8 protein-coding genes and 1 pseudogene are annotated in these 11,685 nt (G+C 63.6%); 2 read left to right on the plus strand and 7 right to left on the minus strand.

What is annotated here, in order from left to right; all coding sequences use genetic code 11:
• The first annotated feature begins 16 nt into the window (after window positions 1-16).
• Both D7Y61_RS11515 and D7Y61_RS11520 read left to right on the plus strand, forming a co-directional pair.
• On the plus strand, window positions 17-979 hold the full coding sequence (locus tag D7Y61_RS11515) for a hypothetical protein (RefSeq protein ID WP_180866351.1): 963 nt from the start codon (window positions 17-19) through the stop codon (window positions 977-979).
• A 48-nt stretch (window positions 980-1,027) separates the two neighbouring features.
• Entirely contained in the window at window positions 1,028-2,905 is a 1,878-nt protein-coding gene (locus tag D7Y61_RS11520; protein WP_180866352.1) for a P-loop NTPase fold protein, read from the plus strand.
• Between the two features lie 3 nt (window positions 2,906-2,908).
• On the opposite strand, the gene D7Y61_RS22775 is transcribed toward D7Y61_RS11520, so the two are convergent.
• From D7Y61_RS22775 to D7Y61_RS11550, 7 genes and pseudogenes are all read right to left on the minus strand, one after another.
• Entirely contained in the window at window positions 2,909-3,025 is a 117-nt protein-coding gene (locus D7Y61_RS22775; RefSeq protein WP_430543706.1) for a DUF2274 domain-containing protein, read from the minus strand.
• Between the two features lie 96 nt (window positions 3,026-3,121).
• Window positions 3,122-3,262 (minus strand): annotated as a pseudogene (locus D7Y61_RS22630) (amidohydrolase family protein); the annotation flags it as partial.
• A 127-nt stretch (window positions 3,263-3,389) separates the two neighbouring features.
• Window positions 3,390-4,826, minus strand: a complete 1,437-nt coding sequence (lpdA, locus tag D7Y61_RS11530) for a dihydrolipoyl dehydrogenase (RefSeq protein WP_180866353.1) — start codon at window positions 4,824-4,826, stop codon at window positions 3,390-3,392.
• Between the two features lie 63 nt (window positions 4,827-4,889).
• Entirely contained in the window at window positions 4,890-6,092 is a 1,203-nt protein-coding gene (gene sucB, locus D7Y61_RS11535; RefSeq protein WP_180866354.1) for a dihydrolipoyllysine-residue succinyltransferase, read from the minus strand.
• 40 nt (window positions 6,093-6,132) lie between these two features.
• Window positions 6,133-8,964 (minus strand): 2-oxoglutarate dehydrogenase E1 component, encoded by a 2,832-nt coding sequence (locus D7Y61_RS11540; RefSeq protein ID WP_180866355.1) that lies wholly within the window; start codon window positions 8,962-8,964, stop codon window positions 6,133-6,135.
• Window positions 8,965-9,150: 186 nt separating this feature from the next.
• Window positions 9,151-10,047, minus strand: a complete 897-nt coding sequence (locus tag D7Y61_RS11545; protein ID WP_180866356.1) for a GNAT family N-acetyltransferase — start codon at window positions 10,045-10,047, stop codon at window positions 9,151-9,153.
• Between the two features lie 8 nt (window positions 10,048-10,055).
• Window positions 10,056-11,471: a cupin domain-containing protein gene (locus D7Y61_RS11550; RefSeq protein ID WP_180866357.1), complete on the minus strand. Its 1,416-nt coding sequence runs from the start codon at window positions 11,469-11,471 to the stop codon at window positions 10,056-10,058.
• Window positions 11,472-11,685: the final 214 nt, after the last annotated feature.

Here is an 11,685-nt window from a genome sequence, read left to right on the forward strand (position 1 = left end):
CAAGGGAAGTGAGACCATGGAAGGACAGCCACTCGATTCTCCGACAGGGAGAGTCGCCGCCGAGTTTGGCTACTACCCAAGGTCCTGCGATCTAGACACAGACCGTTTTTCGGTCCGAACGCTCACCACTCTCCAAGAATCCATTGCGGCGGTGACGGAAGATTCCTGCACCGTAAAAGACTGGATCTACTCCGGAGCGCAAGGCCATCTGGGCGTACTCAGCGGGAAGACCCGCTTGATGCCCTATCCAGCCCGGGTCTTTGGACTGCCCAAAACTCACGTCCTGACCCTTCATCAAAGCACCAACTCACTCGACCTCGAGTTCGTCGTGTGGTGCCTTGCCTTCTTTCTGGGCATGCCGTTGACGACGACCGCGGCCGGCTTTCTTGATGCGGCACCGACGAAGCCCGGCAAGCTCGTGGACTTCGTTCTGACTCGCCCAGGCGATGAGTCCGATGCCATCGGATTGGCGTTGGACTTTCTCAATGCTGAGCCCGCCGATTCAAGGGCCCCCAAGCGGGTGGCGGCCGTCATCCATGCTTTGTTCCTGTCGCACTATCCTCAGAGCCTTCCCTTTGAGCGGTTCCAGTACCTCTACATGGCACTGGATGGGTGCTTCCAGCTCATTTCAGCCAAGGGAGGGGCAAAGCCCCCTCGAATCCACGGCGAGCGCATTCAGTGGATGTGCGCGGTGTTCGATATACCGGTCCCTGATTGGGCCAGGCACGTCACCGCAGCGCCGTCGTCGCTTTCGATTGTTCGCAATAACGCCTTTCACGAGGGGCTCTTCTTTGGCGAACCGCTTGGATTCTCGATCTATGGTGGCAATCAGCCGGCAGCAGATCCTGGCAACACGCCGCTCCAGATGCAGGCGTTAGTCAGCCGACTCTTGGTTGCCATCCTTGGAAAGCCAGAAGCAAGCTACGTCAAGTCACCCGTCAACACGCGTCAGCGTCATGGACTCAACCTCCGTGAGTGAACTGACGAATTGGAAAGATCGATGATCAGCCGGATCTGGAGGAAACTCATGCCATCGAAAGCAGAAGAACGCGCTCCAGTCGCACCGTCCGAAGCAATCAAGAATTCCGGGAATGAGATGGCGGATCGCAACGTTCACGTCAAAGAATACCTGCGCTACTACCTTTCGCTGCCCACTCCGCCGGGGTTCGCGGTTCTTCTGGATGGCCCATGGGGAATCGGAAAGACCTTCGTCATCAAGAAGTTCCTGGACACGCTGGACAAGGAAAAGTCGCCGTACATTTATGTCAGTCTCTATGGCATCCGATCGATAGACGACATCGACGACGCCATCCTGCAAGGCATGTATCCCGTGCTGGCAAACAGAGGCGTTGAACTGGGGGGCAGGGCGCTCAAGTCGATCGGGAAGTATTTCAACGTGGAGCTGGATCTGAAAGCGAAGGACTTCCTCAACAAGTCCAAGGCCAACGTCTACGTCTTTGACGATCTGGAGCGAAGTGAGATGCCCATCAACACGGTGATGGGTTACATCAACGTGTTCGTGGAGCACGAGGGGCGCAAGGTCATCCTCATCGCGAACGAGAAGGAGATCGACGATAAACCGAAGTACAAGCGAGTTCGCGAGAAGCTCGTCGGTAAGGTATTCGAAGTGCAGTCCTCCCTCGAGGAGGCACTGCAAGGATTCTTCGTCGCGGTCAAGGACGAGGCCGCAAGAAATTTCATCTCCTCCAGTGCTTCCATTATTTCGGAGGTCTACCACCAGTCTGAGATGAACAACCTGAGAGTTCTGCAGCAAACCATCTTGGACTTCGAACGACTCTACATCGTCTTGGAGGAGGCGCATTGGAAGAACGATGAGGCGATGAAAGCCCTGCTGGCTCTCCTGTTCGCGCTCTCATTTGAGGTCAAGGCAGGACGACTTGCCGCGGACGACATGAAAAATCGCCGGACCCATATCATGTCTTCGTACATACGTAACAAGCAGGAAGACTACGTTCCCCCCAAGATTGTCGCCGTCAACGATCGATATTCCCTTGCGCGGGTCGACGCGGACCTTCTCTCGGACGATACCTTGATCGACCTGATCGTGAGAGGCATCGTTGACCGGCAGAAGATCCGCGATGAGCTGAACGGAAGTTCTTTCTTCTTTAGGGCCGAGCAGGAGCCCGCCTGGCGGACCGTATGGAACTATCGTGAGCGCACGGAAGAAGAGTTCAACGTGGCCCTTGCCGAGATGACGCGGGCATTCGCCGCGCATGAATACATGGTTCTTGGCGAGATTCGGCACATTTTCGGCATTCAGCTTCGGCTGTCTGCGATCGGTGTGACGACGGCCAATCGCGCACAAGTCGTTGCCGACGCGAAGGCCTATGTAGACTACCTGTACGATCAGGGATTACTTGAGCCCATTGAACGGCAGCACGACGGATTCAATATCAATTTCGATAGCTATGGTGGCTTGGGCTACATGGAAGCCTCTTCAGCAGAGTTCAGGGATCTATCCGAGTACTTGAGCCAGAAGCGCCATGCGGCTGCTGTCGATCGTCGGCCCGCTATCGCCAAAGACCTTCTTACATTGATGTTGGAGGACCCCGGCCAGTTCCTTCGCCGGATCTGCTTGACCAATCACGAGGATAATGAGTTCTACGACATTCCAGTCCTGGCGACCCTGGACGTGCGTAAGTTCGTGGACGCCTTCCTTAGCCTTCATCCAGAAAAACAACGAACGGTGATGCTGGCACTCAAGATGCGCTATCAAGATGGCCTGATCGATCGTTATCTAGCGAACGAACGGCCTTGGGCAACCGAGGTCAGAGACCAGCTGCGGGCAGCCAGTGCTGCAATGTCTCCGGTTTCAAAGGATCGATTGCACGGGCTCGTCGCCTACGGTTTTGATGAAGCGCTGGATTCCGCAAAGGAATCGTAGGCCTTACTGGGGAGCGTGTTTGCCTCGCCGGAACCCGCGATCCCCGTCCATGGAGGCCTCGAGCATGAACGGAATAAGGGCCGCTGCGTCGACGGAGTTGCCGTAGGCCTGCGCGTGCATCGCCGCCTAGCGATCCAGCTCCGCCTTCAGGGCCGCTGCGCAGACAAAGGTCAGCCGGGTGACCACACGCACCCACTGCGGAGGCGATGTGTTCTACACCTGGCGCCGCAGCATGGCCATCGCATCAGCCAGGGTGGGCACTCCCTCCCAGCGTAGCTCCATGTTGTAGCTCGGCCCGCCGCGGATGACATGGATATGGCTGTCGATTTGCCCCGCAATCAGTCGGCGGCCAGGAGCGGGAGACGCCCACAGAAAAGCGATCCAGTACCGGGCTACAGTCAGCTTGAAACAAAAAACCCCGCCGAGGCGGGGTTTTTTGTTTGCTGGGGTGTGCCGGCCWGCGGCCGGCACTACCAGCGAACGATCAGTTCGCCTTGTGGATGGCGCGCTTGCTGACCGCCATTGCTGCGTCGTGGATCACTTCGGACAGCGACGGGTGGGCGTGGCAGATGCGGGCCAAGTCATCGGCCGAGCCGCTGAACTCCATGGTCAGCACGCCTTCGTGCACCAGCTCGGAGACGTTGGCGCCGACCAGATGCATGCCGAGGATGCGATCGGTTTCGGCATGGGCCAGGATCTTCACGAAGCCTGCCGGCTCGATCATCGCCACGGCACGGCCGTTGGCGGCGAACGGGAAGCTGCCGGCCTTGTACGGAATGCCCTCGGCCTTCAGCTGGGCTTCGGTCTTACCGACCCAGGCCAGTTCCGGCTCGGTGTAGATGACCCACGGAATGGTGTCGAAGTTGACGTGGCCCGGCAGGCCGGCGATCAGCTCAGCCACCGCGATGCCTTCCTCGAAGCCCTTGTGCGCCAGCATTGGGCCGCGCACGCAGTCGCCGACCGCCCACACGCCGTTGACGCCGGTGTGGCAGTGCGCATCGACTTCGATCTGGCCGCGCTCGTTGATCTTCACGCCGGTGCCTTCAGCCAGCAGGCCCTTGGTGGCGGCGCGACGGCCGACGGCCACCAGCAGCTTGTCCACGGTCAGGGTCTTCTCGCCTTCAGCGTCGGTGTAGGTAACAACGACTTCCTTCTTCTTGCCCTTGCCGGTGATTTCGGTCTTGGAGACCTTGGCACCGAGGCGGATGTCCAGGCCCTGCTTCTTGAATTCCTTGGCAGCGGTCTTGGCCACTTCGGCGTCGGCCACGGCCAGGAACTCCGGCAGTGCTTCCAGGATGGTGACTTCAGCGCCCAGCCGCTTCCACACGCTGCCCAGTTCCAGGCCGATCACGCCGGCCCCGATCACGGCCAGGCGGTTCGGCACTTCGGTGAAGTCCAGGCCGCCGACGTTGTCGACGATGGTCTCGCCGTCGAACTTGGCGAACGGCAGTTCGATCGAATCCGAACCGGCGGCGATGATGACGTTGGTGCCCTTCAGCTCGACGATCGAGCCGTCATGCTGGGTGACCTTGACCACGTTGCCCGGCTGCAGCTCGCCGAAGCCGTAATAGGCCGCGACCTTGTTGGCCTTGAACAGCATGCCGATGCCGCCGGTGAACTGCTTGACGATCTTGTCCTTGCGGCAAACCATCGCCTCGACGTCGATCTTGGCATCCTTGAAGCTGATGCCGTGGTCGCCAAAGATGTGGCCCATGTTCCAGAACTGGCGCGAGGAATCCAGCAGCGCCTTGGACGGGATGCAGCCCACGCGCAGGCAGGTGCCACCGAGGGCGGGCTTGCCGTCCTTGCCCAGCGCTGCGTCGATGCAGGCGGTCTTCAGGCCCAGCTGGGCCGCGCGGATGGCAGCGTGGTAACCGGCCGGGCCGGCACCGATGACGACGACGTCGAATTGTTCAGCCATTGAATTATTCCTTGATGCATTACCAGAACCCCTCCGCGCAGGCGCGGAGGGGCGGGAGGTTTCTTACAGGCCGAACAGCATGCGGCCCGGGTTTTCCAGCTGGTTCTTGATGTCGACCAGGAACTGCACCGAATCCTTGCCGTCGATGATGCGGTGGTCGTACGACAGCGCCAGGTACATCATCGGCGCGATCACGACCTGGCCGTTCTGGGCGATCGGACGCTCCTTGATGGCGTGCATGCCCAGGATGGCGCTCTGCGGCGGGTTGATGATCGGGGTCGACAGCAGCGAACCGAAGGTGCCGCCGTTGGTCACGGTGAAGGTGCCGCCCTGCAGTTCATCCAGGCCCAGCTTGCCGTCACGCGCCTTCTTGGCGTAGTCGGCGATGGTCTTCTCGATGTCGGCGAACGACATGCGCTCGACGTTGCGCAGGACCGGGGTGACCAGGCCCTTCTCGGTCGACACGGCGATCGAGATGTCCGAGTAGCCGTGGTAGATGATGTCGTCGCCGTCGATCGAGGCGTTGACCAGCGGGAAGCGCTGCAGCGCGTTGGCAGCGGCCTTCACGAAGAAGCTCATGAAGCCCAGCTTGATGCCGTGTGCCTTGACGAACTCGTCCTGCAGTTCCTTGCGCGCAGCCGAGACCTTGGACAGGTCGACTTCGTTGAAGGTGGTCAGCATGGCAGTGGAGTTCTTCGACTCCATCAGGCGCTCGGCGATGCGCTTGCGGATGCGGGTCATCGGCACGCGTTCTTCCGGACGTGCACCACCGGCCTTGCCGGCGCCGCCGTTGCGGGCGAAGTTGACGATGTCTTCCTTGGTCACCGCGCCGCGACGGCCGGTGCCGTCGACGTCGGCCGGGTTCACGCCTTCGGTGATGGCGGTGAAGCGGGCGCCCGGCGGCWGGGTGTCGGCGGCCGACTTGGCCGCCGGGGCCGGAGCGGCGGCAGCGGCCGGAGCAGCGGCGGCCGGGGCAGCGGCCGCCGCCGGAGCGGCTTCAGCAGCCGGAGCCGGGGCAGCAGCCACGGCGCCTTCTTCGATGATCGCCACGACCTGGCTGGAGGTCACGGTCGAACCTTCGGCGAACTTGATTTCCTTCAGCACGCCGTCGACCGGCGACGGCACTTCCAGGACGACCTTGTCGGTTTCCAGGTCAAGCAGGTTTTCGTCGCGCTTGACGGCGTCGCCCACCTTCTTGTGCCAGGTGGCGATGGTGCCGTCGGCGACGGATTCGGGCAGTACCGGGGCTTTGACTTCGGTGGCCATTGCGGGAGCTTCCTGGTTTGTCTTCTAAATAGGGGGAGGATTATTCAGCGAACGTGTCGTTGAACGGGTTGACCAGTGCGTCGGCGACCAGCTGCTGCTGTTCGCGGACGTGGTCAGCCATGTGACCGGCAGCCGGCGAAGCCGAGCGTGCGCGACCGGCGTAGTGCAGGTTCTGGCCATCGGCCAGGCAGAACTGCAGGTGGTGGCGGATCTGGTACCACGCACCCTGGTTCTGCGGTTCTTCCTGCGTCCACACCACGTCGGTGGCCTTGCCGAACTTCTTCAGCTCGGCAGCCAGCAGCGCCCGCGGGAACGGATAGAGCTGCTCCACACGGATGATCGCCACGTCGTCCTGGCCACGCTTGGTCTGGTCTTCCAGCAGGTCGTAGTAGACCTTGCCCGAGCACAGCACCACGCGCTTGACCTTCTTGGCGTCCGCGTTGGCGTCGCCGATCAGGTGCTGGAACTCGCCGTTGGCCAGTTCGTCCAGGGTCGACACGGCCAGCTTGTGGCGCAGCAGCGACTTCGGCGACATCACCACCAGCGGCTTGCGGGTGGTCAGGTGCAGCTGGCGGCGCAGCATGTGGAAGGCCTGGGCCGGGGTGGACGGCACCACGACCAGCATGTTTTCCAGTGCGCACAGCTGCAGGAAGCGCTCCAGGCGCGCCGAGCTGTGTTCCGGACCTTGACCTTCATAGCCGTGCGGCAGCAGCAGGGTCAGGCCGGAAATGCGGCCCCACTTGGCTTCACCGGCGGCGATGAACTGGTCGATGACAACCTGGGCGCCGTTGGCGAAGTCGCCGAACTGACCTTCCCAGATGCACAGCGTGTTCGGATCGGTGGTGGAGAAGCCGTACTCGTAGGCCATCACCGCTTCTTCGCTCAGCAGCGAATCGATGACGGTGGCCTTCTCCGGCGAATCCACCAGCTGCCGCAGCGGCATGTAGTAGTTGTCGGTCTTCTGGTCGTGCAGGATCGCGTGGCGGTGGGTGAACGTACCGCGGCCGACGTCCTGGCCGACCAGACGCAATGCATTGCCTTCGTCGAGCAGGGTGGCGTAGGCCAGGTTCTCGGCAAAGCCCCAGTCGCCCGGGATCTCGCCGGCGGCCATCTTGCGGCGGTCGTCGTAGACCTTGGCCACGCGCGAGTGCAGCTGCACGTCTTCGGGAATGGTGTTGATCAGCTTGGCCAGCTCGACCAGCTTGTTCTTCTCGACCTTGGTCGAGATCGGGTCGGACAGCTTGCCTTCCAGCAGCTTCGGCCAATCGACGAACAGCGGGCTGGTCGGCGGGGTCTTCTCGACCTTGGCCAGCTCGGTGGTCACTTCACCGGCATCCAGCTTCTCGCGGTAGGCATCGACCATCGCCTTGCCGGCACCGGCGGCGATCACGCCCGCCTTTTCCAGCTGCTCGGCGTACATCTCGCGGGTGGTGGCGTGCTTGCGGATCACCTGGTACATCAGCGGCTGGGTGATCGCCGGCTCGTCGGCCTCGTTGTGGCCCCAGCGGCGGTAGCACATCAGGTCGATGACCACGTCCTTGGCGAACTTCTGGCGGAACTCGAAGGCCAGCTGCGCGGCGAACACCACCGCTTCCGGATCATCGCCGTTCACGTGCAGCACCGGGGCGGCGATCATCTTCGCCACGTCGGTGGCATAGCGCGTGGAACGCGTATCCAGCGGGTTGGAGGTGGTGAAGCCGACCTGGTTGTTGACCACGATGTGCACGGTGCCGCCGACGGCGAAGCCGCGGGCCTGCGACATCTGGAACAGTTCCATGACCACGCCCTGGCCGGAGAAGGCCGCGTCGCCGTGGATCAGGATGGGCATGACCTGCTTGCGCGCGGTGTCCTTGCGGCGCTCCTGGCGCGAACGCACGGAACCGGCCACGACCGGGTCGGCGATTTCCAGGTGCGACGGGTTGAACGCCAGCGCCAGATGCACCGGGCCGCCGTCGGTAGCCACGTCGGCGGAGAAGCCCATGTGGTACTTCACGTCGCCGGCAGAAGCGTGCTCGTCGTGCTCGAACTTGCCTTCGAATTCGTCGAACAGCTTGCGCGGATTCTTGCCCAGGGTGTTGACCAGCACGTTCAGGCGGCCGCGGTGGGCCATGCCGATCACCACGTCCTTGACGCCATCCTTGCCGGCGCTGCGGATGATGGTGTCCATCATCGGAATCAGCGAATCGCCGCCTTCCAGCGAGAAGCGCTTCTGGCCCACGTACTTGGTGTGCAGGTAGCGCTCCAGACCTTCGGCCGCGGTCAGGCGCTCCAGGGTGCGGCGCTGGGTGTCAGCGTCCAGCTGGTAGTTGCCACCGGCCAGTTCCAGCTTCTTGTAGATCCACTGGCGCTGCTCGACCTCGGAGATGTGCATGAACTCCGCACCGATCGAGCCGGTGTAGGTCGCCTTCAGGCGTGCCAGCAGGTCGCGCAGCTTCATGCGCGGCTGGCCACCGACGCCGCCGGTGCTGAACTCGCTGTTGAGGTCGCCATCGGACAGGCTGTGGAACGGCAGGCCCAGGTCCGGGGTGTTGACCGGCGTGGTCAGGCCCAGCGGGTCCAGGCGGGCGTCCAGGTGGCCGCGCGAGCGGTAGGCGGTGATCAGACGACCGACATTGCGCTCACGCTCGTCGCCCGCACCGTTGCCGGTGCCGGCCTTCAGCGCTTCCTTGGCCGCGTCCGCAATGTGGGAGATGACGGCCGAGTGCGGAATGTCGCCTGCTTCGCGGCCCTTGAAGCCGTCGAAGTAGGTCTTCCATTTGGGATCGACACTGTCCGGGGAGACCAGGTACTGCTCGTACAGGTCCTCGACATAGGAGGCGTTGCCGCCGGCGAGTTGCGAAGATTGCGCAAACTGCTTCAGTTGATTGTCCACGATGGAGGGTGTTGATTCGCTTTGTGGGGTATGGCTTCAGAAGGACCCGGCAGGAAGATGAATAGCCCTGCGCGGGCGCGTTCAAACAGCCAAATTGTACCCCCATCCGGACACGAAGGGGCACCACCACAGGCATCCCGGGTCCCCCGGTGCCGCTTCCAGACAGGTTGCGTAGGCGGTGCCCGCTCAGATGCCGAGCGCACGCAGTTCGCTGCAATCGCGCGAACGGTCCCAGACGCGCTGCAATTGCTGCTCGAACGGCTGCGAACGTGCAGGCAGCGCGATGCCGGCCTCTCCGTCGAGGCGATGACCGATCAGACGAAAGTAGAAGTCGCCTGCATCGTTGAGCAGGCAGGCCGAGGCCAGTGCACGGTCGACCGGGTCGGTGACCTCGCGGAACTGGATCACGCTGGGCAGGCGCTGGGCCAAGGCCAGCAGTGGTGCACCGGCTGAGGCGATCGCTGCTGCATCGTGCACGATCACCCGCAACTGCTTGTCGTGGCGGGCGGTGACGAAGCGTCGCAGAGCGGCCTGCACGGGCGGTGCGTCGATCAGGCCCGGATCCAGCTGGCGGCTGTGCAGCCACAGCTGGCGACGGGCGCGGTGGATGATGGCGGTGGTGATGGTAACTGCCTCGGCGCGGCTTTCGATGGCACTGGCCGCACCGAGGCGGCGGCGCATCTGCTGGTGGCCGATGCCAGCCTCCTCGAATACCTCGCCCTCTGGCAGGAAGCCCTGGCGTGCATAGAAATCGCGGGCCGGCAGCTGTGCATGCAGGTTCAGTTCGGCCAGGCCGAGCCGGCGCCCGGCCTCCACCAGCGCCTCCAGCAGGGCCTCGCCAACGCCCTGGTTGCGGTGGCTGGCCAGCACGGCCATGCGGCCGATGCGGCCATCCGTGGCCAGGCGCCCGGTGCCAACCGGTTGGCCATCGGCGTCCAGCGCCAGCACGTGGGCGCAGACCGGATCCAGTGCATCGCGTTCGAGCTCGGCGGCGATGCCCTGTTCCTGCACGAACACCCGCTGGCGCACGTCGTGGATGGCGACGTGAGCGTCGGCGTGGCTGACGTGCTGGACCCGGATCATGACAAGGTTCAGGCGCGACCTTCGTCGCTGTCGTCCTCGTCGTGGTCTTCGAAGTTGACGATGACCTCGATACCGTCGTCGTGCACGGTCACGGTGTGGACATCGTCGGACACTGCGTCGGCATCGATCGCGTCGACACGGTCACGGCCTTCGACCACTTCGCCGAGCACCACGGCGTCTTCGCCGTCGTCGTCGTCTTCGGCGTCATACGCCTCGTTCGGATCGATCAGCTGGAACACACCGCCGACCAGCAGCTGCTGGACCACCGCGCGGCCCTTGTCGGACAGGCCGCGATAGGCGGCGGCGTCGAGCTGTTCGGCGCCGGCCAGGCGCTGGGCGTCCTTCACCGGCAGCGCGAAGTCCTGGCCGCTGACGTACAGGCTGGCGCCACGCTTGGCCCGGCGCCAGGCCAGCCGCGCCCACGGATGGCGCTGCAGCAGCAGCCCGGCCGCCAGCGCTTCGACCACCTCTTCCTGTGTCGGCGCGGCCTGGTGGGCCATCACTTCGCCAGCGGCGCGGTAAGTGGTGATGAAGCGGCCGAACCAGTCGCCCAGCTTGTCCGGGTCGTTCATGCGGATGGCGTTGAGCGCGGTGATCACCCGCGCCATCGCCACCGTGTCGATTTCGTTCGGGTCGGCCGGCACCTTCAGGTCGGCATCCTGGTAGCGGATGTTCTCGTCGGCATCGGCGATCAGGGTGTCCAGGTAGTCGCTGATCAGCTCGGCCGAGGCCGGTGCGCGCATGCCGAACGAAAAGGTCAGGCACGGATCTTCGGCGACCCCGTGGTGCGGCACGTTCGGCGGCAGATACAGCATGTCGCCCGGCGCCAGCACCCAGTCGTGGGTCGGCTTGAACACCTTCAGCAGCTTCAGTTCCACGTCCGGGCGGAAGCCCAGCGGCGGCTGCTTGCCCTTGATCGATTCGCTGGCATCGATCTGCCAGCGGCGGTGGCCATGGGCCTGCAGCAGAAACACGTCGTACTGGTCGACATGGGCGCCAACCGAGCCGCCGGTGGCGGCGAAGCTGATCATGACGTCATCCATGCGCCAGCGCGGCAGGAAGCTGAAGTGTTCGATCAGGGCGCGCACGTCCTTGTCCCACTTGTCCACGTCCTGCACCAGCAGGGTCCAGTCGTGGTCGGGCAGGGCGGGGAAGATGTCTTCCTGGAACGGGCCGCTGCGCACGCGCCAGCTGTCCTCGGCCTTGTCGTGTTCGATCAGGCGCGCCAGCACGCCTTCCTCGCAGGCCAGGCCGGCCAGGTCTTCCGGCTGAACCGGGGTCTGGAAATCGGGGAAGGCGTTGCGGATCAGCAGCGGGCGTTTCTGCCAGAAGTCGCGCAGGAAGGTGGCCGGCGCCATGCCCAACGGCTGGCCGGGGCGGGCGGTGACTTCGATGAGCGGGGCGGAGGACTTGCGGGCGGCCATGGGGGAATCCTTGCAGCGGAAAGCGGGAGGGGCGGCGCGGCGGGCCGCCAAGGGGTCCATTGTCCGACGTTCGTTGGGATTGCGCACGTGTGGTGGTTTGTCGCGGGGTGCCGGCCAACGGCGGAGCCCCTCGTGGCGGGTGGGTGGGTAGAGTCGACTGTTAGTCGACTGGGCTGCTGAGTTGGGCCGGGCGGGGGGGGGGGGGGGGGGGCCC

The sequence above is a fragment of the Stenotrophomonas maltophilia genome (genome assembly GCF_013464485.1).
Classification (GTDB): Bacteria; Pseudomonadota; Gammaproteobacteria; order Xanthomonadales; family Xanthomonadaceae; genus Stenotrophomonas; species Stenotrophomonas maltophilia_AW.